The 22,460-nt window shown below is 67.8% G+C and carries 26 protein-coding genes; 16 read left to right on the top strand and 10 right to left on the bottom strand.

The genetic code is table 11. From position 1 onward, the window contains the following. Positions 1 to 35 precede the first annotated feature (35 nt). The 6 genes from ACLJPD_RS10265 (at position 36) to ACLJPD_RS10240 (ending at position 5,601) form a co-directional block, all read left to right on the top strand. Positions 36 to 1,718: an aldehyde dehydrogenase family protein gene (locus ACLJPD_RS10265; RefSeq protein WP_410871657.1), complete on the top strand. Its 1,683-nt coding sequence runs from the start codon at positions 36 to 38 to the stop codon at positions 1,716 to 1,718. 36 nt (positions 1,719 to 1,754) lie between these two features. Continuing rightward, positions 1,755 to 2,822, top strand: coding sequence for a septum formation family protein (locus ACLJPD_RS10260; protein WP_410871656.1), 1,068 nt, complete (start codon positions 1,755 to 1,757; stop codon positions 2,820 to 2,822). Between the two features lie 14 nt (positions 2,823 to 2,836). Further along, the gene (locus tag ACLJPD_RS10255) at positions 2,837 to 3,175 is read left to right on the top strand and encodes a metallopeptidase family protein (protein WP_410871994.1); all 339 of its coding nucleotides are present in this window, start codon (positions 2,837 to 2,839) and stop codon (positions 3,173 to 3,175) included. A 110-nt stretch (positions 3,176 to 3,285) separates the two neighbouring features. Continuing rightward, on the top strand, positions 3,286 to 3,597 hold the full coding sequence (locus ACLJPD_RS10250) for a PE family protein (RefSeq protein ID WP_410871655.1): 312 nt from the start codon (positions 3,286 to 3,288) through the stop codon (positions 3,595 to 3,597). 46 nt (positions 3,598 to 3,643) lie between these two features. Then, positions 3,644 to 4,768 carry a PPE family protein gene (locus tag ACLJPD_RS10245; protein ID WP_410871654.1) on the top strand — a complete coding sequence of 375 codons (1,125 nt, stop codon included), beginning with the start codon at positions 3,644 to 3,646 and terminating at the stop codon, positions 4,766 to 4,768. Further along, positions 4,765 to 5,601 carry an ESX secretion-associated protein EspG gene (locus tag ACLJPD_RS10240; protein WP_410871653.1) on the top strand — a complete coding sequence of 279 codons (837 nt, stop codon included), beginning with the start codon at positions 4,765 to 4,767 and terminating at the stop codon, positions 5,599 to 5,601. Before ACLJPD_RS10245 ends, ACLJPD_RS10240 begins: the two co-directional genes overlap by 4 nt. 77 nt (positions 5,602 to 5,678) lie before the next feature. Here ACLJPD_RS10240 and ACLJPD_RS10235 read toward each other — a convergent pair whose 3' ends face one another. The 3 genes from ACLJPD_RS10235 to ACLJPD_RS10225 all read right to left on the bottom strand — a co-directional run bounded on the left by ACLJPD_RS10235 (position 5,679) and on the right by ACLJPD_RS10225 (position 7,956). Next, entirely contained in the window at positions 5,679 to 6,347 is a 669-nt protein-coding gene (locus ACLJPD_RS10235; protein WP_410871652.1) for a histidine phosphatase family protein, read from the bottom strand. After that, a complete protein-coding gene (gene pheA, locus ACLJPD_RS10230) occupies positions 6,344 to 7,258 on the bottom strand; it encodes a prephenate dehydratase (RefSeq protein WP_410871651.1) in 915 nt (304 codons plus the stop codon). The genes ACLJPD_RS10235 and pheA overlap by 4 nt, the downstream gene beginning before the upstream one ends. 275 nt (positions 7,259 to 7,533) lie before the next feature. After that, entirely contained in the window at positions 7,534 to 7,956 is a 423-nt protein-coding gene (locus ACLJPD_RS10225; protein ID WP_410871650.1) for a hypothetical protein, read from the bottom strand. A gap of 101 nt (positions 7,957 to 8,057) precedes the next feature. Between ACLJPD_RS10225 and ACLJPD_RS10220 the strand changes: the two genes are divergently transcribed. The 5 genes from ACLJPD_RS10220 to ACLJPD_RS10200 all read left to right on the top strand — a co-directional run bounded on the left by ACLJPD_RS10220 (position 8,058) and on the right by ACLJPD_RS10200 (position 12,492). Beyond that, positions 8,058 to 8,819 carry a DUF2470 domain-containing protein gene (locus ACLJPD_RS10220; RefSeq protein WP_410871649.1) on the top strand — a complete coding sequence of 254 codons (762 nt, stop codon included), beginning with the start codon at positions 8,058 to 8,060 and terminating at the stop codon, positions 8,817 to 8,819. 83 nt (positions 8,820 to 8,902) lie between these two features. Further along, positions 8,903 to 9,679 carry a CPBP family intramembrane glutamic endopeptidase gene (locus ACLJPD_RS10215; protein ID WP_410871648.1) on the top strand — a complete coding sequence of 259 codons (777 nt, stop codon included), beginning with the start codon at positions 8,903 to 8,905 and terminating at the stop codon, positions 9,677 to 9,679. Positions 9,680 to 9,891: 212 nt separating this feature from the next. Further along, positions 9,892 to 11,319 carry an LCP family protein gene (locus ACLJPD_RS10210; RefSeq protein ID WP_410871993.1) on the top strand — a complete coding sequence of 476 codons (1,428 nt, stop codon included), beginning with the start codon at positions 9,892 to 9,894 and terminating at the stop codon, positions 11,317 to 11,319. Between the two features lie 10 nt (positions 11,320 to 11,329). Then, positions 11,330 to 11,860, top strand: coding sequence for a ferritin (locus tag ACLJPD_RS10205; RefSeq protein ID WP_410871647.1), 531 nt, complete (start codon positions 11,330 to 11,332; stop codon positions 11,858 to 11,860). Between the two features lie 83 nt (positions 11,861 to 11,943). Continuing rightward, the gene (locus tag ACLJPD_RS10200) at positions 11,944 to 12,492 is read left to right on the top strand and encodes a ferritin (protein WP_410871646.1); all 549 of its coding nucleotides are present in this window, start codon (positions 11,944 to 11,946) and stop codon (positions 12,490 to 12,492) included. A 239-nt stretch (positions 12,493 to 12,731) separates the two neighbouring features. On the opposite strand, the gene ACLJPD_RS10195 is transcribed toward ACLJPD_RS10200, so the two are convergent. The 4 genes from ACLJPD_RS10195 to ACLJPD_RS10180 form a co-directional block, all read right to left on the bottom strand. Continuing rightward, complete coding sequence (locus tag ACLJPD_RS10195) at positions 12,732 to 13,652, bottom strand: DUF5926 family protein (protein ID WP_410871645.1); 921 nt, start codon at positions 13,650 to 13,652, stop codon at positions 12,732 to 12,734. Positions 13,653 to 13,728: 76 nt separating this feature from the next. Next, positions 13,729 to 14,496, bottom strand: coding sequence for a glycerophosphodiester phosphodiesterase (locus ACLJPD_RS10190; RefSeq protein WP_410871644.1), 768 nt, complete (start codon positions 14,494 to 14,496; stop codon positions 13,729 to 13,731). Further along, entirely contained in the window at positions 14,493 to 15,452 is a 960-nt protein-coding gene (locus ACLJPD_RS10185; protein ID WP_410871643.1) for a DUF4328 domain-containing protein, read from the bottom strand. Before ACLJPD_RS10185 ends, ACLJPD_RS10190 begins: the two co-directional genes overlap by 4 nt. Before the next feature lie 110 nt (positions 15,453 to 15,562). Further along, entirely contained in the window at positions 15,563 to 15,922 is a 360-nt protein-coding gene (locus ACLJPD_RS10180) for a rhodanese-like domain-containing protein (protein WP_410871642.1), read from the bottom strand. 335 nt (positions 15,923 to 16,257) lie between these two features. Between ACLJPD_RS10180 and ACLJPD_RS10175 the strand changes: the two genes are divergently transcribed. From ACLJPD_RS10175 to ACLJPD_RS10160, 4 genes are all read left to right on the top strand, one after another. Continuing rightward, positions 16,258 to 16,869, top strand: coding sequence for a hypothetical protein (locus ACLJPD_RS10175; protein WP_410871641.1), 612 nt, complete (start codon positions 16,258 to 16,260; stop codon positions 16,867 to 16,869). A 141-nt stretch (positions 16,870 to 17,010) separates the two neighbouring features. Continuing rightward, positions 17,011 to 17,634 (top strand): superoxide dismutase, encoded by a 624-nt coding sequence (locus tag ACLJPD_RS10170; RefSeq protein ID WP_410871640.1) that lies wholly within the window; start codon positions 17,011 to 17,013, stop codon positions 17,632 to 17,634. 154 nt (positions 17,635 to 17,788) lie between these two features. Next, positions 17,789 to 18,316, top strand: coding sequence for a peptidase (locus tag ACLJPD_RS10165; protein WP_410871639.1), 528 nt, complete (start codon positions 17,789 to 17,791; stop codon positions 18,314 to 18,316). 372 nt (positions 18,317 to 18,688) lie between these two features. Then, a complete protein-coding gene (locus ACLJPD_RS10160; protein ID WP_410871638.1) occupies positions 18,689 to 19,396 on the top strand; it encodes a TMEM165/GDT1 family protein in 708 nt (235 codons plus the stop codon). Here ACLJPD_RS10160 and ACLJPD_RS10155 read toward each other — a convergent pair. Continuing rightward, entirely contained in the window at positions 19,393 to 20,031 is a 639-nt protein-coding gene (locus ACLJPD_RS10155) for a TetR/AcrR family transcriptional regulator (protein ID WP_410871637.1), read from the bottom strand. The two genes, ACLJPD_RS10160 and ACLJPD_RS10155, sit on opposite strands and share 4 nt — an antisense overlap. Further along, entirely contained in the window at positions 20,028 to 20,906 is an 879-nt protein-coding gene (locus ACLJPD_RS10150) for an SDR family NAD(P)-dependent oxidoreductase (protein WP_410871636.1), read from the bottom strand. The genes ACLJPD_RS10155 and ACLJPD_RS10150 overlap by 4 nt, the downstream gene beginning before the upstream one ends. 149 nt (positions 20,907 to 21,055) lie before the next feature. On the opposite strand from ACLJPD_RS10150, the gene ACLJPD_RS10145 reads away from it, so the two are divergent. Further along, positions 21,056 to 21,823: an SDR family NAD(P)-dependent oxidoreductase gene (locus ACLJPD_RS10145; protein ID WP_410871635.1), complete on the top strand. Its 768-nt coding sequence runs from the start codon at positions 21,056 to 21,058 to the stop codon at positions 21,821 to 21,823. Positions 21,824 to 21,907: 84 nt separating this feature from the next. On the opposite strand, the gene ACLJPD_RS10140 is transcribed toward ACLJPD_RS10145, so the two are convergent. Then, the gene (locus tag ACLJPD_RS10140; protein ID WP_410871634.1) at positions 21,908 to 22,258 is read right to left on the bottom strand and encodes a helix-turn-helix domain-containing protein; all 351 of its coding nucleotides are present in this window, start codon (positions 22,256 to 22,258) and stop codon (positions 21,908 to 21,910) included. Positions 22,259 to 22,460 lie beyond the last annotated feature (202 nt).

The following is a 22,460-nucleotide window of genomic DNA, read 5'->3' as shown; positions in this document are numbered from 1 at the left end:
GTGCCAATCGGGCAGGACAGGGGCATAGTTGCGGTGTGAGTACCTCTTTCGACACCGCCGTCATCGATACCGCGCTCGCCGATCTCACCCAGGGGGAAAAGGCCTGGGCCGCGACCGACCTGCGTCGCCGCCGCGAACTGCTCGACGAACTGCACGCGCTCACCGCCCGCGACGCCGAAGCCTGGGTCGCCGCCGCCCGCACCATCAAGAAGCTCGACGCCGACAGCCCGCTGCTCGGCGAGGAGTGGATGTCGGGCCCGATGACGATGCTCGCGGGCGCGGCGGCGCTGAGCGAGTCGATGGCGGCGCTGGAGAAGGGCGCGAGTCCGCTCGACGGCGTCGAACTCACCACCGCACCCGGCGGCCGGGTGGCCGTGCCCGCGCTGCCGCACGGCTTCTACGACAAGCTGCTGCTGAGCGGGTTCAGCGCCGACGTCTGGCTCAAGCCCGGCGTCGATGCCGCGACCGCGCGCCGCAAAGCGGGCCTGGCCCAGCGCGAACCCGCGAAGACCAACGGCGTCGGCGCGGTGCTCGGCGCGGGCAACATCATGTCGATCGCGCCGCTGGACACCCTCTACGAGCTCTACGCCAACAACCGCGTCGTCGCGCTCAAGCTCAACCCGATCACCGATCCGCTGCTGCCGGTGTTCCAAGCGATCTTCGCGCCGTTCATCGAGCTCGGCGTGGTGCGCATCCTCACCGGCGGCGCCCCAGAGGGCGGCTACCTGGTGAACCATCCGCTGGTCGCGCACGTGCACATGACCGGCGGCGCGCCCACCCACGACGCGATCGTGTGGGGTCAGGGCGCCGACAAGACCGGCGAGCCGATCCTGGACAAGCCGATCACCAGCGAACTCGGCGGTGTCGCGCCGTGCATCGTGGTCCCCGGTGACTGGTCGGCCGCCGATCTGAAGTTCCAGGCCGAGCACGTGGCCACCCAGCGCCTGCACAACGGTGGCTACAACTGTGTCGCCGCGCAGACCGTGGTGCTCGCCGCCGACTGGCCGCTCAAGGAGCAGTTCCTCACCGAACTGCGGGCCGCGATCGACAACGCGCCCGCGCGCACCGCCTACTACCCGGGCAGCGCCAACCGCGTCGCGGGCGCACTCGAGACCTACCCCGACGCGGCCCGCGCCAACGGCCGGTTGCTGGTCGAGAACCTGCCTGCCAGTGACACTCCCCTGCTGCGCACCGAATACTTCTCGCCCGTCCTCGGGGTGGTCGAGCTGCCGGGCACCGGGGCCGAATTCCTCAGCAACGCAGTCGATTTCGCCAACGAAGAACTGATGGGCACCCTGGGCGCCAACATCGTCGCCGATCCGGCCACCATCACCGCGCTCGGCGCGAAACTCGACACCGCGATCGAGAACCTGCGCTACGGCACCGTCGCCCTCAACGCCTGGACCGGTCTCGCGTTCCTGACCCCGCGCGCCAGCTGGGGCGCCTACCCCGGCCACACCATCGACGACATCCAGAGCGGCATCGGCGTCGTACACAACGCCTTCCTGCTCGACGAAGTCGAACGCACGGTGGTCCGCGGACCCTTCCGCCCCGCTCCGCGCTCGATTCTGCGCGGCGAACTCGCCCTCACCCCGAAGCCGCCGTGGTTCGTCTCGAACAAGACCGGCGCCGCCACCGGCCGCAAGCTGACCGATTTCTACGGCGACGGCAAACTGCGCCGCATACCCGGCATCTTCGTGTCAGCTCTGCGGGGTTGACCCCGGAGTCCGCCACGACAAATACACTCGTCGACGATGTCGAAGAAGCAGAGCACTCCAGCCGAGGGACCCGCCGCGCCCAGTCGCGGCGGCGCCCTGCACCTGTCCGCGACGAAACTGCGTTGGGGGCTGCTGATAGCCGCCCTCGGAGCGGTCATCGCGGCCATGGCCACCATGACCGTGACAGGCTTCGACACCGACAAGGTCGAAGCGCATCAGCCCGGCGCCGAGCCGGTGGTGCGCGACAAGGAGTTCAGCAGCGCCGCCCGAGGCGACTGCCTGACCTGGTCCAAAGCCGACCGTAGCGACCTGGTGAAGGTGGGCTGCGGCGACAAGCACCTATTCGAGGTGGCGGGTGTCATCGACCTCAGCGCCTATCCGGGGCGCGAGTTCGCCGAGGGCACCCGGCACCCCGATTCGCTGCGGATGACCGAGTTGCGAGACGAGCACTGCGTGATCGCCGTCCAGAAGTATCTGGGCGGGCGGTTCGATCCGCGCGGCAAGTTCGTGGTGAATGTGATGTCGCCGAGCCCGGCCGGTTGGCAGCACGGTGATCGGACGCTGCGGTGTGGTGTCCAGGTCGCCGCCACCACCGCCAGTCCGGCCACCGCAGGCAGCCTGGCCGACAGCGATCAGTCGAAGGTCCACCCCACCGGCACCTGCCTCGGCATCAATCAGAACCTGCCCACCGACCCGGTCGACTGCGCGCAGCCGCACTCGGTGGAGATCGTCGGCACCGTCGACCTGGCCACCAACTTCACCGGCGGCCCGCCGTCGGAAGCCGAGCAGGACAAGTTCGTCGAGGCCGAATGCAATCGCCTCTCCGGCGATTATCTCGGCAGCCCCGATGCCATCCGCAACAAGACGCTGACCCTGTTCTTCGACTATCTGGAGCCTGCCAGCTGGCTCGCGGGCAGCCACAAACTGGACTGCTGGCTCGGAAAAGGTGCCGACCGTGAGGGTTTCGCGCCCATCGTGGGCTCGGCTCGCGGTGAGATCCTGATCGACGGACAGGCTCCGGTGCCCCCGCCGAACTCAGGACGCTCCACCCCGGCCCCGCTGCCGGGCGCCGCGCCGCTGCCGCCGCAGCCCCAGCCGAGGTGACGTTGTCCGAGCGGATGCCGCAGCGGCGATTCGAAGAGCTGGTCAGCGATGCCCTCGACCAGATCCCGGCGGAGCTGTCCGGTGCCATAGACAATGTTGTGGTGCTGGTGGAGCCCCGAAACGACGAGGAACCGTCGCTGCTCGGGCTGTACCACGGGATCGCCCTCACCGAGCGGGACAGCTACTACGCTGGATCGTTGCCGGACACCATCACGATCTATCGCGAGGCTATTCTCGACATCTGCGACACCGACGACGAGGTGGTCGAGGAAGTCGCGATCACCGTGATCCATGAAATAGCACACCATTTCGGGATTGACGACGACCGGTTGCATGAGCTGGGATGGGGTTAGCGAAAATTGGGTGGGGAATCGATGGAACCGAACGACCCGCTCTCGCGTCCAAGTACTCGTAGGGGGAATTCTCGTGGTTCCCGATAGCCGCCACCAGAAGGAGTCGGGTCATGGTTGGACACGTTCTCGTTGCACCTGAAATCGTCCTCGCCGCATCCGCGGAGTTGGATCTGCTCGCCGAACGCCTCGCCCTCGCGGCCGGGCTCGCCGGGCCGACCACGCACGTGCTGCCGTCCGGCGCCGAAGAGGTGTCGCTGCTCGCGGCGTCGCACTTCAACACCGCCGCGGGCAAGCACGACGGTTCGGTCGCCCAGGCGATCCTCGAGCTGCATCACGCCGCCGCGACCCTGCGCTCGCAGCTGACCACTCACATCGGGGAAGACGTGGTCCGCGCGGCGACGATCAACGCCATCCAGATCTAGCCGCACCGATCCGGTCGACGATCATTTACTCAGGGGAGAAACAAGCATGACCGCAGGGATCACCGGGGTGTTCTGGCTGCCTCGTATGGCCGAAGTCAACTCCACCACCCTCAACGCGGGCGCACACGCGATCCCGATCAGCGCCGCCGCCACCTCGTGGGGCACGCTGGCCGCCGCGTGGGGCGACGCAGCATTCACGATCACGCGGGTGATCGCCGAAGTCGGTGTCGGCCTCCAGGGCGTCAACGGCATCGCCGTGCTCGCCCGCCTGGCGCCGTTCGCGGGCTGGGCCAGCCAGCAGGGCATCGCGGCCGCGGCGATCAGTGGCAAGTGCGCGGCCAACGCCACCGCCTACACCGTCGCCTCGATCGCGATGCCGAGCCTGCCCGAGATCGCCGCCACCAACACCGCGGTGGCCGTTTCGGCGAACCCGCCCGGTGTCGTCTCCGGCGCCTTCGAGGCCGCCGAGGTCGTGCGCCACGCGATGGACATCCGCGCCGCACTGGTGATGGAGACCTACGAGGCCGCCACCTCGGCCACCGTCGCCGTCCCGAGCGAGTTCACCATGCCGCCCGCCATCGCCAGCGGCGCGGGCTCCGCGCAGGGCGACTTCGGTGGTGGCGATCCGCTCCAGACAGCCGTCGCCGCCGCACAGGCCTTCGTGTCCAACCCCGGTGTGGTCAGCGCAGCCACCCAGGCGGCCAACACCGCCGGTGGCGTGCTCACCAGCGGTGTCAGCACGGCAGGCAACATCGGCGCCTCCGCGATCTCGGCGGTCACCGCGCCCGCCGGTACCGCTGCCGCCGTCGCGCCCGCCATGGCTGGTGTCGGTGCCGCCGGTGCCGCCGCCGTCGGTGGTGGCATGGCCACCACGTCGGCCGGTCTCGGTGCCGTCAGCGCGGGCTCGCTGAAGCTGCCCGAGGGCTGGGGCGCACCCGCCGCGAACGCCGCCGCGAACGCACCGGTGTCGGAAACGGTCGTCAACCGCGCCGATGCCGCGCCCGTGCGCAACACCGGCACCGGCGCCAACCCGCTGATGGGTAGCCGGCAGAAGGGCGAGGAAGACGAAGAGCACGACGGCATCGACTACGTGCGCTCCGACGAGTTCACCGATGGTCGCTACACGGCCGAAGGTGTGATCGGCGCCGACCTCACCGGATCGGCCAAGTGACGGTTCTCGGCTCGGGCAGCGGAGGTTCGCTGCTCGGCGCCGTCGTGCTCTCGCTCGACGACATGCAGTTCCTCCTGGAGGAATTGGAGTTCGACGAGATGCCCGTGGTGCTCGATGCCATGGGCCGCTATGACAACGTCACCGCGCACGACGCCGCCATGAAGGTGGCAGCGGCCGCCCTGACCGAACGCGACCTGTTGTTCGGACAGATGGTGGCACCCGAGCTCGCCGAACGGCTACGGGTGCTCTACCGACCGCAGTGGATCATCGCGCTGCGGTGGGTGGTGGCCGGCCAGGTCAACCGATTCTGCCTGGCGCAGGGCGACGACCGCGCGGTCGTCGCCCTGCGCGGGCCGCAGTCCTACGTCATCGATGACGCGGGCCTCGACCTGCCCGGTGCGGTGCTGCAGGCACTCGGTCCGGTCGAAGCACTCGAGCTGTACGGAATGAACGCTCCCACCGACCAATTGGCGCCGATCTTCGGCGACACCGGTGACGCAGCCGCCACCGTGCGGCGCCTGAGCAAGGTGGGCAATCCGACCACCGACGCCCAGACACTCGCCTCGGCGCTCGTGGAGATCCACTCCTACGCCGAGATCGTCGGCGTGGCCTACGGTGACGGCACCCGCGACATCCAGGACAACCACATCGCCGTATTCAACACGCGCGCAGGCAGATTCATCATCACCGCCAGCGTCGCCGACGACGGAGTGAAGTGGTCGTCCATCGCCAGCGGCACCAACGCCCGCCTACGCACCGCCATATCCGACCTCATCGACTCCCTACCGGTCCGCACCGAATTCCCTACCGCGGCAGCCACTAACCCGGCGTAAGCCCACCCCACCCACCGCAACCACCCACCCCTCCGCCCCCACAACTTAACCGTGAACCGTAGGCGCAGCCGGAGCGTTTAACCCATGGGGTCGTCCGCCATCGCTTCGGCTTGGATCGTGAACGGTGGGGTGAACTTGCCCCAGCGTAGGCATTCCCAGCCGCCGTCTTCGGTGGGGAGCAGTTCGATGGTTTCGGTGTTGTCGAGGTGGTTGTTCGTCGTGAACGGGGGCGCTACCCCGGCGAGGGCTTTGCCGATCAGGCGCATGGCGGCGCCGTGGTTCACGACCACCACGTCGCCGTCGGCGTCGTCGGTCAGGAACTCCTCGCGCAGGCCTTCGAGGACGGGCAGGATGCGGGCCAGTACTTCGTGGCCGGATTCGCCGCCGGGTGCCCTGACCTCGAGTTCGCCGAGGTGCCAGCCGCGGTAGATCTGCTGGAAGAGTTCGTGCGCTTCCTTGTCGGAGCGGCCGTGCAGGTCGCCGACCTGCACCTCGTAGAGACCGTCGAGGACGTAGGCCGGTGTGCCGGTGGCTTCTTCGATGTGGCTCGCGGTTTGGCGGGCGCGTAGCGCGTCCGAGGAGACCAGCACCTGGGGCGCACGCTCCAGGGCCGCGCCGAACGCTTTCGCTTGCGCCACACCGCGTTCGGTCAGCGGCAGGCCCGGCAGCGCGGTGTCGAGGATCTTCGCGACATTGCCCTCGGTCTCGCCGTGGCGTACCAGAATCAGTTTCGCGCGGGTTGTCATAGGTCCGCGACCCCCTTTCGCAATTGCGTCAACCATTCTGCCGCAGGCTCGTCCGACGGCGGCGGTGAGCCGAGAGCCGCTACAGCGGGCCATGATCCGAGGAATCGGATCTGGGCGGTGCGGTGCAAGGCTTTCAATGTTTCGGCGACCGCCGGGTCATCGATGTGACCCACACAGTCGAGGTAGAACCGGTAGGTGCCCATGCCCGTTCGGGTGGGGCGCGATTCGATGCGCGTGAGGTCGACTCCACGCGTGGCGAATTCGGCGAACGCGCGCATCAGCGAACCGGGCTCGTTGGGCAGTTCGAGCACCACCGAGGTGCGGTCGGCACCGGTGGCGTGCGGCGCGACGCCGGGCTCGGTGACCAGGACGAAGCGGGTGATGGCCTGGTCGTGGTCGGCCACACCGTCGGCCAGGGTAACCAGGCCGAGTCGTTCGCCCGCCAGTGCGGTCGAGACCGCCGCGTCGGCCGTGCCGGCGGCCACGTCTTCGGCAGCGGCCGCGTTGGAGGCCGAGGTGAACGGGCGCGCGTCGGGCATGGTCCGTGCCACCCACTCCCTGACCTGCGCCGCCGCCACGGGGTAGGCCGCGAGTGTGCGCACCTCGGCCAGCGAGGTACCGGGCCGCGCCACGATCGTGAAGGTCACCTCGAGTTCGGTTTCGGCCATGATCTGCAAGCGGGGGCCGATGGCGAGGGAATCCAGGGTGGCCGGGATCGAGCCCTCCACCGAACTCTCGATCGGCACGACCGCGCCGTCGACCTGGCCGGTACGGATCAGGTCCAGCGCCGCGCCTTGGCTCGGCGCGGCGATGCGCTCGACCGGGGCATCGAAGGCACCCGAACTCTCGAACTTCGCCAGCGCCATCTCGGTGAAGGTTCCGGATGGTCCGAAGTAGGCAATACGCAGCACACTGCAACTTTAGCGGCTGGGGCTATCGGCTTTTCGGACTCGAAGGTCAGGGCGGTGGTGCGGTAGGGAGTGTGTGGTGGGGGGACAACGGGGTTCAGTGGTTCGGGGGTGGTGTGCAGGGCTGTGTTTTTGGAGCGCTGGCGCGCTCGAGCGGGGCCCCATGGGCCCCTTTGGGGAGGGACATACGGGGGTTACCGGGCCCGCTGGGGGGGACACATCGGAATACCCGACTCAGGACGTGCACGCGGGTCGGCGGCGCATCGGGTGGTACGGGGTTAGTGGTCCAGTACTTGTAGTGCTTCGGTGATTGCCTGTTCGTTGGGGGTTTCGATGGCGAGCAGGACGGTGCGGGTGGCTTCGATGGCGGCGGGTTTCAGTGACTTCAGGAAGGACAGATCGGGGGTGGTGAGGGCGGTGGGGATGTCTTCGCCGCAGAGGGCGGCTACAGTGCCCGCGACTACGGCCAGGGCGCGGGGGCCGCTGGTGGTGTGGGCGGTGAAGCCGTGGTCGGCGTGGGCCATGGCGGCCAGGAAGGCGGCCAGGGCGGGGTCGGGGATGTCGACGTCGACGGGGGTGGGGGAACTTCCCGCGGGGCGGACGAGGTCGGCCACGAGGCTGCGGCGGGCGGGGGCCGACAGGTTGAGCAGGACGGGTTCGGCGGGGGCGGGATGGTCGTCGCCGTGGTCGTCGTGCGTCATCGGTCCACCGTATCGGCTCGATTCTTCGGGGTGTCCTCTTGCGTGGCGAGCGTTTGTAACTTAGCTTAGGTTTACCTAATCAAACGTTCGCGGAGGTTGTCATGTCGAGCCCCACCACGATCCTCGCGCCGACCACCGCCGAGCGGGTACGCAGTGCGTGTGCTCATGCGGAGACGGCGGTACTCGCGCTGCCCGGTATCGACCCGGTCCCCACCACGCTGCACCACCTGCGCCGCTGCGGCGACGCGGTGATCGCGGTGCCGGCGTCCTCGCTCGCGGCCGCGCTGGCCGCCACGGCGAACGAGACCTCGGCGGTACTCGAACTCACCGATCACGCGCCGCTGCCGCTGCGTGAGCCGGTCAGGGCGCTGGTGTGGTTGCGCGGATGGGTGCGGCAGGTGCCGGAGCATGCGCAGCGCGCGCTCGCCGTCGAAATCGCCAAGGATTTCCCGCATCCGGGTCTGCTCGATGTGGGGCACGGGGTGACGCTGCTGCGGATCGTGGTGAATTCGGCGGTGCTGGCCGACACGGCGGGGGCGGAATCGGTCGACCACGCCGACCTGCGCGCCGCTAGCGCCGATCCGTTCTGTGAGCTGGAAAGTGCTTGGCTGCAGCATATGTCGGAGGACCATGCCGACGTTGTCGCGCAACTGGCGCGGCACCTGCCGACCCGGCTGCGCGGCGGGCTGGTGCATCCCCTCGCCATCGACCGCTACGGGCTCACCTTGCGGGTCGAGAGCAACGACGGTGATCATGATGTCCGCCTGCCGTTTCCCACTCCGGCCGATGACATCCAATCGTTGAGTCGCGCGGTCCGTGTGCTGGCGGGCTGCCCGTTTCTGAACGGTTTGCGACGTATTTGATCGGCTGAATTCCGGAGCGCTGGGGCGCTGTGAAGATTCGCTGGTAACCGACTGCGGGGTGGTGCCTGCTTAGACTGCGCGGCATGCGTGTCGATCCTTCGGAGACTCCGCTGAGTGAGCGGGACAGGTTCGGGCTGCGGGTGGAGATCGCGGTCGTTCTGCTGGTGACCTTCGGGTTGAGTGGGATCAGTGCCGGTCTGTCGCTGCTCGATTCGGCGTTGTCGCCGGGTGGGGTCGGGGGGCGGACGGTGGCGCTGAACGCGTCGCGGTCGAACAACTCGTTTTTGGATCTGCTGTTCCAGCTCGTCGGGGTGACGCGGCTGATGGCATGGGCGGCGCTGGGGCTGTATCTGTTGTGGCGCAGCGGGATCGGGCCGCGGATGATCGGGCTGGCGCGGATCCGGCGCGGCGATATCGTGGCGGGGCTGGTGCTGGCCGCGGTGATCGGATTGCCGGGGCTCGCGCTGTATCTGGTCGCGCATGCGATGGGAGTGAGCGTCACCATCGTGCCGAGTTCGCTGTCGGAACACTGGTGGCGGCTGCCGGTGCTGCTCCTGTCGGCGTGCGCGAATTCCGTTGCCGAGGAAGTGCTGGTGGTGGGTTATCTGATCACCCGGCTGCGCAGGCTCGGCTGGTCGGAGAATTCGTCGCTGGCCGCGTCGGCGCTGTTGCGCGCCAGCTATCACCTGTACCAGGGGATCGGCGGCGGGCTCGGCAATCTCGTGATGGGGGTGATCTTCGGCCGCTACTGGCAACGCACCAACCGTCTGTGGCCGCTGATCCTGGCCCACGCGACGATCGACGCGGTCGCCTATCTGGGCTACAGCGTGCTGCGAGGGCGCGTCGGCTGGTTGCCGTGACCACAAGCCGGTCGCCGAAAATCGTGCCACGAGCGGCGCGTCCGGCAGCTGTGCGCCGGGGTGTCCGTTCAGCGATGCGAACGGCGTGTCGCGGCGAGTTTCACCACATCGTCGCGTTTCACGCTAACAATGCCCGCCACACGGGGTATCCCATAGTGACCGCACGCGCAGAACCGACCCGCGCGCCCGACGATCAGTAGAGTTTGACGGTGATGAACGGCGACGACCCCCGCGAGGACCCCCGTAGACGCCGGGTGCCCCCGGCATCCGGCCGCCCCGACAGTTCCGCGGTGCCCCCGAAAGGTCGTCCGGTACCGCCGCAGGGTCGCGCGATCCCACCGGATCCGCGCTACGGCCGTCCGCCCGGCAACGATCGGCGTCCGAATCCCGAGGACGGACCGACGGTTCGCTACAACCCGGCGCCTCGGCGCGGCGCCTCGCACATCGAACCCACCCAGGTGATGCACCGCGGCAACTCCGGTGATCAGCCGCTGGCGTATTCGCAGGCACCGCGCGATCGCGTCGAACCCCGGCGCCCATCACAGCCCCCGCCACGCCGTGAGCAGCCGAGTCCCCGTCGCGAGCAGGTCCGGCACGCCCCGACGCAGCGCCCGGTCCCCCATCACGACGGTGCCCCGCCGCGCCGCACACCCCCGCCGCCGATCAGTGGCAGACAGGCACAACCACCGAAACGCAGGCGCAGACGTCACCCGTTCCGGTGGTTCATGGTGATCATCGTGGCGCTGATCGTCGGCCTCATCGCCGCGATCGTGCACCTGGACAACTCGCTCACCCGCATCACCGCGCTGCCGTCCTACGCCGACCGCGTGCGCGATACCCCCGGCACCAACTGGCTGCTCGTCGGTTCGGACGGCCGCGGTGACCTCTCGACCGAGCAGGAACAGGAACTCGCGACCGGCGGCGACACCGGACCCGAGCGCACCGACACGATCATGATGGTGCACATCCCGTCCTCCGGCCCGACCACGATGGTCAGCCTCCCGCGCGATTCCTACGTGAGCATTCCCGGCCACGGCAAGGACAAGCTGAACGCCTCGTTCGCGCTCGGCGGCGCTCCGCTGCTGGTCCAGACGGTGGAGGTGGCCACGGGCGTGCGGATCGACCACTACGCGCAGATCGGTTTCGGTGGTTTCGCGAGCGTGGTCGACGCGATCGGCGGGATCGAGATGTGCCTGGACGAACCGATCGTCGACCCGCTGGCCGGGCTCGATCTGCCCGCGGGCTGCCAGGAACTGTCCGGCCCGCAGGCCCTCGGTTTCGTGCGCACCCGCGCCACCCCGACCGCCGATGTCGACCGGATGAACCGTCAGCGGATGTTCATGGCGGCGCTGCTGAAGAAGGCGACGAGCACGGGCACCCTCGCGAATCCGTTCGCCCTGTGGCCCATGGCAACCGGGGTCGCGGGCTCGCTGAAGGTCGACGACGGTGACCACATCTGGAATCTGGCCGCACTCGGCTGGGCGATGCGTGGCGACACCGTCACCACCAGCGTGCCGATCGGCGGATTCGACGACACCGATGTGGGCAACGTGTTGCTCTGGGACAAGGCCAGGGCCACCGGCTTCTTCGAGGCGCTCGCCGCCGATCAGCAGATCCCGGAGGAGCTGCTCACGCGGTAACGTCGATGGCATGTCCGAGAACGTGTCCTTCGCCGAAATGCTTCGTGACCAGGTCAGAGCGGGTCTGACCGCGGCGCATCAATATCTCGCCGCCGCCGTCTATTTCGACGCGCAGGACTTACCCGAATTGGCCGCGCAGACCTATGCGCGCTCGACGGCCAATCACGGGCACGCGATGCGAATGGTGCAGTACCTGCTCGACCGCGATGTGCCGATCGCGATCGGCGGGCTGGACGAGGTGCGCGCGGAATTCGATTCCCCGCGCGCCGCGATCGCGTTTCTGCTCGACCGCGAACGGGTCACCACAGGGCAGATCAGCGCGCTCGCCGCGGCGGCGCGCGAGACCAATGACTTCCTCGGCGAACAGTTCATGCAGTGGTTCCTCGGCGAGCAGGTCGACGATGTCGCGAAAATGACCACCCTGCTGACGGTGCTCGACCGACAGGACAACCTGTTCGATGTCGAAGAATTCGTCCGCCGGGAACTGCGCGGCACGGTGCGCCTCGACACCACCGCACCCCGAATGGCAGGCGCGAGTTAGGAAATACTTGGTTAGGGAATACTGTCCTCAATAAGGCTGCACTTGGATGACAACCCCTTATGACCAGCACTAATGTTGCCGCTATGTCGATTCATCCGGAAGCTCCGCGTAGCAAGTTCCACACTCTGCTTCAAGACCAGATCCGGCATGAGTTCAATGCCGAGCATCAGTACATCGCCATCGCGGTGTGGTTCGACAACCACGACCTGCCGCAGCTGGCGAAGCGTTTCTACGCCCAGTCGGTGGAAGAACGAAATCACGCGATGATGATCGTGCAGTATTTCGTCGACCGCGACATCTCCGTGGACATCTCGGGCATCGATGCGGCGAAGTCGAAGTTCGAGACCGCCCGCGAGCCGATCGAATTGGCGTTGACCCAGGAGAAGACGGTCACCGATCAGATCGTCCAGCTGGCAAGCACCGCCCGTGAAGAGGGCGATTACCTCGGCGAGCAGTTCATGCAGTGGTTCCTGAAGGAACAGGTCGAAGAAGTGGCGCACATGACGACGCTGCTCAATATCGCCGATCGCGCCGGGTCGAACCTGTTCGACCTGGAGGAGTTCATGTGGCGTGAGCTGAGCACCCCGAAGGACGCCTCCGGCGCGCCGTCGGTCGCGGGCGGCAGCGTTTAGCCAGAACGCACAGGGATTCGGCTCGCGGGCAGCGAGCCGAATCCCTGTTGTGCTTTACCAGCCCGAGCCCGAGCCACCCGAGCCGGTATTTGCCAGCACGGTGCCGATCAACATCTGGGCCAGGCCTGCGATAGATCCGAGAAATTCCACGATGCCTCTTACTTTCCTCATCACCGATTGGTCGGCTGATTCGTGAACCTAGCCGACCAGACCTGTGAAAGAGGAATGTTTCATTAAGTTCAGCGCAGGGTGACCTGACGCGAACGCAGGCCATCGCGCGAGCGACGCTCTTCGCCGGTCATCGGAGCGTCGGAAGCCAGCGCCTCGGCCAGGCGGGCACCGAACTCACGCGCCGGAGCTTCCCATTCAGCCGGGTGCCGCTCGGGATCGAGGTCGAACACCGGCACCAGCAGGCCGTGCGTGCGGAACGAGCCGGCGAAGCGCGAACCCTCACCCAGGTGCAGTCCACCGGTGGCGTGCACGCGAGCCAGCGCCAGCATCAGCGCGTCCTCGTCCTCGGGACGCACCCAACGCACATGCGCCTTCTCGCCCGCGTCGACCCACCAGGCCGCGCCGACGGAATCCGGGCCGAGATCCAGGCGTGCCGACGGCATGATGGCCTGCTTGGCCTGCTCGATCGTCGCCGCCACCTGCGGATCCGGGGTGACGCCCTCGGGCACCCACCAGTCGAAGTCCTGGTGCACGGTGAGCTCGAGATCGGCACCGGGATCGATCACGTCGGCCAGGCGCGGACCACCGTCGATGGCGTCGGCGGAGTTCAGCGACTCGCCTGCCTCGGCCGACTGGGTCCACAGGATCGCCGCCGCGATATCGGCCGACGGGTCCTCGCCGCGGAACTGCATCTGCGTGCCGACGAAACCGACCGGCTCGTCACCGGCGCGCACCAGCGCGGCCACCGCACCGGGCAGCACCGTCGCCAGGGTGACCTCGCGCTGCGCGGCCACGCCGGGCGCGAGCTTCAAGGTCGCGGTCGCCGACGGCACGAACTCCCGCAGCGCCACCAGATCACATTCAGCGGCAAGACCCTCGAACGGCCGTGTCACGGCCGCGGATGCCTGCTCCTGCGCCGCACGCCGCTGCGCGAGACGCTGAGCCCGATTACTGTCGGGCTTCGGACTGTTCCGCTTGCTTTTACCCACGCGTGGAGTTTATGGCCGAGCAGCGGGTTCGCTCACCGCGCCCCCTGCCATGGCCGCGATTCCTCGTGCGGGTGCCTCAGACGCCTGCCAGTAGCGCCTTGGTGCGGCCGGGGTGGTTGGTGGCCACCCAGCTCACGCCCAGATCGGCGCACAGGGTCACGTCTTCGGGGTCGTCGGCGGTCCAGCAGTAGGTGGCCCGGCCTGCCGCGGCGGCCTTGTCGACCAGTTCGGGATGCTCGCGCAGGGTTTTCACCGACGGCCCCACCGCGGTCGCGCCGACCGTGGTGGCCGCGCCGCCGCCGAGGAACCGCGACGATTCGCCGAGCAGCACCGTCGGCAGCAGCGGTGCGGCACGGCGGATCCGCCAGACCGCGGTCGCCGCGAACGACATCACCACCGCGCGGGAATGATCGGCCGAGGCGGGCGTGGCGATGCCGAAACGCTGCAGTTCGGCGAGCACCTTGTTCTCCACCAGGGCGCCGTAGCGCACCGGGTGTTTGGTCTCGATGAACAACTTGGTCGGGCGGGTTCGCCAGTCGAGGACGAGTCCGATCAGGTCGCTCAGCGCGAGTACGCCCTGCGGCTCTTCGTCGGTGCCGAAGTTCATCTCGCGCAACTCGTCCAGCGTCAGCTCGCTGACCAGGCCGGTGGCGTCGCTGGTGCGGTCGACGGTGCGGTCGTGCACGCAGACCAGGTGGCCGTCGCGGGTGAGCCGGACGTCGCACTCGACACCGTCAGCACCCTCCTGCAGCGCTAGCTCGTACGCGGCGATGGTGTGCTCGGGCTTCGCCGCCGACGCGCCACGATGCGCCACCACGAAGGGTGGGCGATTGCTCTGGCTCACTTGGCCACGACCTCCTCCTGCGTATTCTCGCCTGCCCGGACAGCATCCGCGCGTTCGACCTCATCGTGCCCGGAGTCGTCGACCGAGGCGACAGCGCCCGGCTCGACCGGCGCGATGACGACCTCGGCGGGATCGGCCGCCATCACCCAGCGATGCGCCGACCTGACGTCTCCACGCAGGTCACGGCCTTCCAGCGTGCGCACCATCCACAGCGTGAGCACCGCGAACCCGGCCGCGCACAGGTTGGTGAACCCGGTGAACGAGACGCCGTCGGCTTCCGCCTGCAGGGTCGACGCGTCACGCCACAGCGTCGCCGCGATCAACAGCAGTCCGCTGAATGCCCAAGCCGCCCACCAGATCCGCACGGCCCGCCAGGAGCGCGGATCGGGGTCGGTGCCGAGGAGTTCGGTGAGGAACACGCCCGGCCAGATCAGATTCACGCCCGGCACGAGGCATCCCGCGATCAGGGTCCACCGCTTGCGCGGATCACGCTTGCCGTAGGCCGTGAACACGATCGTGCGCGCTTCGATCAGCCAGGCGACCAGCGACACCGCGGTCACCAGCGCACAGAGCGGCGCGATGATGCCGAACACCAGCACCGTGGCGTCGGAGATCGACAGCAGCCAGCCGGGGATGAGCCGGGCACGGTTCTGCAACAGGATCAGGTAGCGGCCGTATTCGGCGAGCCCGGCGAGCAGGAACGCGAACATGGTCGCGACCAGCAGTCGGTCGCGGCGAACGGCGATACCGCGCAGCGGTCGCTCTGGTGTGCGAGCGGGCGACGGTGGTGGATCGAGCAGGCCCCAGCGCGGGGTCTGGGTGTAGCGCGGGGTCGGCCCGAGCGGGGCCGCGATGGTCGCGCCCGCCTTACGCGTGCGGTGGTCGGGCCGGCGCGCGACCCAACGGTAGTTGCGCTGGGTGGCGGGGGCGTCGACCTTGCCCGGCGAGAGCAGCACGCCTCGGCAGCGTGGGCACCAGTGCATCGGCGCGCCCTGCACGGCCCACCGCGCACCACAGCGTGCACATGGTTGCACCACCGAACTCACCCGCGCACCCCGCTTCCGGACTAGTAGATCTTGGCTTCGTGGTCGCCGTCGGCGACCACCGGGCGGCCGGTCTGCTGCCAGGACACCATGCCCCCCGCGACGTTGACCGCTTCGTACCCGATGTGGGCGAGATACCGGACGACCTCGATGGACCGGCCACCCTGTCTGCACACGATGTAGAGCTCGGCGTCGATATCGAGCTCGTCGAGGCGGGCGGGTACGTCGACCATCGGGATGTGGATCGCGCCCGGTGCGTGCCCGAGGTTCCATTCGTCGGGTTCGCGCACGTCCAGCAGCTGCGCGCCCGGCGCCGGGTCCGCGTGGTCGAACGCGGCGGGTACCGCACCCACCGGCACCGTGGGGACATCGGAGCTCGTCACGCCTCGATCCTGCCATGCCACGCGCGTTGCCGGGCGGCCTGTGCGAGGACGAGGCGGTCGGCGAGGCTCAGCTACCGGTCAGCACACTATGCCGCCGAACCGGCCGTCCGTGGTGTCGACGGCTGGGCAGAACCAGCCGGGAACGACCGATCCGGGACTCCCCTCCATGTCATCCCGGAGCGGTCGTTCGCCGCTGACGTCGGGATTCATGGAGTGCGTTCTGTCCCGACATCTACTTGGACGCGAGCGGGACCGATTCGGTTCCATAAAAACGAGAACACTAGAGAAAATCTTAAATCCTGGGATCTGGGCGGCCAGATCGGTAGCCTGGGCGCATGAACGTGAGCAGGGGGCTACTCGACAGTTTCGACATCAACGGCTTGAATACCGCTTTGTCCGAATCCACGTGTCTAGGGGTAGAAGTGGATGCCGCGGCGGGCCGACTGCAACTCGCTCTGGAGGTGCTGACGCTACCCACGGATGGACCCGCGCCGATCGACACGAAAGTTCTGCTCACCTTCACCGGGGTCACCCGCGTCGCGGCCTCCCTGCGCATCCAGCGCTGGGACGATGTCGACGCCCGCGTGCTCCCGTTGAGTCTGGACCAGCTCGACGAGGCCATCGAGAGCTTCGGCGGCGGCGGGCTGCACGGGTGGGAGTTCATCGACCTCGACGACAGCGGTTGGACGCTGTGGAGCGAACTGCTCAGTTTCGACGAGGTGCTCGATCAGCGCATCCCAGCGCACGTCATCGAGTTCTCGCAGGAAGAGGGGATCGACCCCCGCGAACTCGATGTGCGGGTGTGGTTCGACAAGATCTCCGTCACCGACCCCGCCGGGCGCGAGATTCCGATGGACGAGTTCATCGACGGTGGGCGCCGGTGGTGGGACGCGCATGCCACCGGGGATGCCAGGACCACGAAGGCCGACATCGCGCCGCCGCTGTAATTTTGGAGCGGCGCCCTACGCACAGACCTGCGGGGAATGCGGGGGCAAGGGTCGCGGGTTGCACGGGGCGGGTGTACGAATGATGGTTGGTGTTGTCGTCCGATCTGGGCGCGCACAGCCCGACACACGGAAAGGGACATCGTGGCCGTCTACACGCTGCCGGAACTGGATTACGACTTCGGCGCACTGGAGCCTCACATCTCCGGTCAGATCAACGAGATCCACTACACCAAGCACCACGCCGCCTACGTCGCAGGCGCCAACAAGGCACTCGAGCAGCTCGAGGAAGCCCGTGAGTCCGGCGACCTGGCTGCCATCCTGCTGCTGGAGAAGAACCTGGCCTTCCACCTCGGTGGCCACTACAACCACTCCGTCTGGTGGAAGAACCTCTCCCCCAACGGTGGCGACCAGCCGGACGGCGACCTGGCCGCGGCCATCGCCGACCAGTTCGGTTCGTTCGACAAGTTCCGCGCGCAGTTCACCGCTGCCGCCAACGGGCTGCAGGGCTCCGGCTGGGCCGTCCTTGGGTACGACACCCTCGGCCAGAAGCTGCTGACCTTCCAGCTGTACGACCAGCAGTCCAACGTGCCGACCGGCATCATTCCGCTGCTGCAGGTCGACATGTGGGAGCACGCCTTCTACCTGCAGTACAAGAACGTCAAGGCCGACTACGTGACCGCGTTCTGGAACGTCGTCAACTGGGCCGACGTGCAGGACCGCTTCGCTCGGGCCGTCGGCCAGGGCAAGGGCCTGATCTTCGGGTGATGTAAGCCTTTCAGCGGGCCCGCATGCGACTTTCGCATGCGGGCCCGCTGTCTTTTTTGCCCGATTGGCACTCTTTGGTACTTGTGTGCCAGATGGGTTAGGGGCTATTCCTGTCATACGGGCATAGTCGCCCCCGGTAGTTCGGGAGGCCATCATGAATACTCAGGGTCCGATCGGGATCACGCCATTTCAGGCGCGTGGACGGTTGTGCGGGTTCGTGGTTTCGGGGCGGTGGCCGGATACCACCAAGGAATGGGCGCAGGTGCTGGTGCTGGCCGTGCGGGTGGCGTCGATGCCGGGCCTGCTGGTGACCACCACGGTGTTCGGGGTGCGCGAGGAGCTGCCCGACGACCCGGAACCCGGCACGGTGGGCCTGGTGATGGCGGAGGGGCCGGTGCTCGGGGACGAGGCGATCGAACCCGGCCGATTCGCGGCGCGTACCCCTCCTGCGCTGCTGATGCTGCATCCGCCGTCGGAGACGCGACCCTCCCTGCCCGAATGCGCGGGCGCGGCCTCGGGCTGCGTGTTGCTGCCCGGCGTGCCGCACCTCGGTTTGGAGCATCGCGCGGCGTGGGCGGAGGCCGAACTCGACGGCACGATCACCTCATTGGTGAGCCGGGTCGGGATGGATCTGATCAGCGATCCCGATACCGCCGTGCTCGCAATGCTGCTGGCGGCCTGAACTTTTCGCGGTCGACGGTTCGGCGAACGACCGGCAACGGGTCTGCGTGTTACTGAAATCAGGGAAACCGAACTATCACCGCCGCACACCCAAACTTATTGTGCCCATTGAGATTTGGATTGCCGGGACTTGGCATACCGGGAGCAACCGGGCTAGAGTGGACAACAGCGAAGGGGAGTAGCCCGCAATCGCGCAGTCGACATACTGATCGCCGCCTCAGGCGCGGTCCGGCTGCGTGAACCGGTGACCACCGGTGGGCGAGACCTTCGGCCACGAACCGATCCGTCGACCGGTGTGGCTGAAGGCGGCTTGCAGCATTCGAAAGCGCGGTCTCAGCCACAGGCCGGAGTATTTTCCTGGGAGCTGACTTTCATGATCGCCACGATCGCCCTGAGCTTCGGCGTGCTCTTCCTCGCCGAACTCGGCGACAAATCGCAACTCATGGCGCTGACCTTCTCACTGCGCTACCGCTGGTGGGTGGTACTGGCAGGCATCAGCGTGGCCAGCGTCGCCGTGAACCTCATCGCCGCGGGCGTCGGCCATTTCCTCGGCACCGCCCTGCCCGCGAACGCCATCGCCATCGTCACCGCCCTCACCCTGCTGGTGGTCGGCCTTTGGACCCTGTTCGACGCGCTGACCAGCGATAACGACGCCGAAGAAGCACCGGAGCCGCCGAGCACCCGCAATGCCTTCCTCGTCGTCATCTCCGCCTTCACCCTCGCCGAACTCGGCGACCGCACCATGTTCGCCGCCGCCGCCCTCGCCTCCAACAACAACTGGCTGGCTGTCTGGATCGGCTCGGTCATCGGGATGGTCGCCGCTGGTGGTCTCGCGATTCTGGTCGGCAAGATCGCAGGTAAGCACCTGCCCGAGCGCGGCATCGCCATCGCATCGGGCCTGCTGTTCCTGTTCTTCGCGGGCAAAACCGTGCTCGACGCCTTCGTGCCGTCGCTCGGGGGTTGGGGTTCGGCGGCAGCCGCCGTCATCGCGCCCGCGCTGGTCGGCATCGGTGTCGCGGTGTGGCGCAAGTATGGGCGGCCCGCCGTGCACGACAGCGAACCGGCCGAGCTGAAGGGTTAGGCGAAGGCGTTTCCGTAGAGGGTGCCGGAGCGCTCGGCCAGTGCGATCAGCTGTTCCTTGATACCGCGCAGGCTTTCCGGGTCGTCGGCGGCGATCCGGCCGGTGACCATCGCGCCGATGGCGGCGGCCAGAGTCGAGCAGGCGAACCGCTGCTCCTCGGATTCGGCGCCGAGCATCGACGCCACCACCTCGACGAAACGGTGTTGCAAGTCCATCCTGGCCTCGATGGCCGACGGACCGACCGCGTAGACCTCCACCAGGAACAGGCGAGCCGAGGCCGGGTCGTCGATCATGTGGTCGAAGTAGACGGTGAGAATGCGGTCCATTCTGGTGAGTGCGTCGGTGTCGGCGCACTCGGCGATCACCGCGCGGAGTTTCTCGGCAAGGACGTTCGACACCCGGTCGAAGGCCGCGTTGAAGCAGTCCTCCTTCGAGCGGAACAGTTCGTAGAAGGTTTCCCGTGAAACCCCGGCCCGCTTGAGCACGGCCGCGACCGGCGTGCCGACGTAACCGCCGACGGTCATCGCCTCGCCCATCGCGACGAGAATGCGCTCACGCTGTGAAGCGACGACTTCCTCGCGCGACAGGTGATGGCGTCCACGCGGAAGTTGTTGCCGCAGGGTCGAATCGCTCATGCTTGCCGTTCCATTCTGCGGGGTCGGGCCGGCTGGTCGGTGGTGAAGGGGACGTCCTCGGTGCGGGCGATGTCGATGGCGCGGGCCAGACGATCGCCCTGCACTCGCTGTACGACCAGTTGGGCAAGCAGCCGGAACGGCCGGACCAACGCCACCCACCAGGGTGATACAACGGTTTTGGGTCTTCGCACGATAGCTCGTTCCAGCGCGAGGACAGCGGGTCCGATCGGTGAGATCCCGGTCAGGCTGGTCTCCCCCAACACGGTGTGCGCGGCGGCCGTACCGAATCCGCGCACCGTCATGTCGGTGTCGATCCCGGCGAAATAGCTGACTCCCACCTTCGCCCCGGTCGAGCGCAGCTCCGCACGCAGCGTGGCGCCGAGCGAGGCCACCGCCGCCGCCGACGCGCTGTAGGCCCCGCCGAGCGGCAACTGCACCTCCGTGGAGATCGACGACATCATCAGCACATACCCACCCGGATGCGAAAGATGCGCACCCGCCGCCGACACCGTGTAGGCGACCCCGAGCACATTCACCGCGAGGGTCTCCTCCAACACCGACGGATCGCCGCCGATCATCGCCATCTGCTTGGCGACCCCCGCATTGGCCACCAGCACATCGAGCCCGCCGAGTTCGGCGACCAGCGCCTCGACCACCCGCTCGACCTGCCCTCGATCGGCCACATCGCAATAGCGCCACGGGACGTCACCGCACTCGGCGGCCACCTCGGCCAGCAGTTCGGGTTCCAGCCCGAGCAGGGCGACGTGGGCCCCGCTGGCGGCCAACCGGCGGGCGAGGGCGGCACCGATCCCGCGAGCGGCCCCGGTGATCAGGACCTTACGTCCGGCCACCGACGGACCGGCGAACGATCTCATGACGGCACGCTACCACCGGTAGACACCCCTGTTCACAACTATTTCCTCAGCGCTGGAGTTCGGTGTTCCAGACCACACCGATGACGGGTTAGGGTGCCTTGTTGGCAAGCGGCGCAATAAGCCGCCTATCACCTACAGATTGGACCGTTGTGGAGATTTCGGGTTCCGCCGCCATTGTCACCGGAGGCGCCTCCGGCCTCGGTGCCGCCACCGCCAAGCGCCTGGCCGACGCGGGCGCCACTGTCTTCGGACTTGACGTCCCCGCGTCCATCGAGCGCGCGGGCGACAACGTCCCCGCCGGTGTCACCCTCATCGCCGCCGACGTGACCAGCGGAGACGAGGTCGCCGCCGCGATCGCCCAGATCACCGAGGGCCCGGCGCCGCTGCGCATCGTGGTCAACTGTGCCGGTGTCGGCTGGGCGGGTCGCATCCTGTCCAAGAACGGCCCGCACGATCTGGAGCTGTTCCGCACCGTCATCACCGTGAACCTGCTCGGCACGTTCAACGTGATGCGCCTGGCCGCCGACACCATCGCCAAGACCGAGCCGGTCGACGAGTTCGGTCAGCGCGGCGTGGTGATCAACACCGCCTCGGTCGCGGCCTTCGAAGGCCAGATCGGCCAGATCGCCTACTCCGCGTCCAAGGGCGGCGTCCACGGCATGACCGTTCCCGCCGCCCGCGACCTCGCCCAGTTCGGCATCCGGGTGAACACCATCGCCCCCGGCATCATCGACACCCCGATGCTGGCCGGCGTCACCCCCGAGTACCGCGCGGGCCTCGAAGCCGGCGTGCCGTTCCCGTCCCGCCTCGGCCGTCCGGACGAGTACGCCCAGCTGGTGGAGTACATCGCCGCCCACGACTACCTCAACGGCGAGACCATCCGCATGGACGGTGCCCTGCGCATGGCACCGCGCTAGTTCATTTCCTGATCGACGGCGTCTGACCTCAACAGGTCAGGCGCCGTTCGTCTTTTCGGTGCACCCGCGGCGAGAACCAGCCGGTCAGCCGTCGGTGCGGTTGTCGAGTTCTGCCTGTAGGCCGGTGTTGATGCGGTGCGCCTCGGCGAGCTGATCTTCGAGGATCACGATCCGGCAAGAGGCCTCGAGTGCGTTGCCCGCGTCGACGAGTTCACGCACGCGCGCGGCGATGCGTAGCTGGTAGCGGGAGTAGCGGCGGTGCCCGCCCTCTGAACGCTGCGGGGTGAGTAGCCGTGCGGCGTCGAGGCCGCGCAGGAACGATTGGGTGACGCCGAGTATCTCCGCGGCGCGTCCCATGCTGTAGGCGGGGTAGGTGTCGTCGTCGAGCTTGTCCGCGGCGCTGGGACCGGCGGGATCAATGTTCGGGTGCTGCACGAGGCCTCTCGAATTCAACGCCGGAAGGCCCCGGCGCTGAGCGCCGGGGCCGTGATTTACGACTGAGGGATTGATTTCACTTGCTTTCACCGGCCGCGGAGGCCGATCTGAGATACCGCATCCGACAACTTCTGGGATGCGGGACATCTAAATGGCTGATCAGTGGCCACCACCTCCTGAATCGTCGGTTTCACTGCGGTAC

The sequence above is a fragment of the Nocardia sp. A7 genome, from assembly GCF_046549215.1.
Classification (GTDB): domain Bacteria; phylum Actinomycetota; class Actinomycetes; order Mycobacteriales; family Mycobacteriaceae; genus Nocardia.
This window is presented reverse-complemented; position numbering and strand designations above follow the sequence as displayed.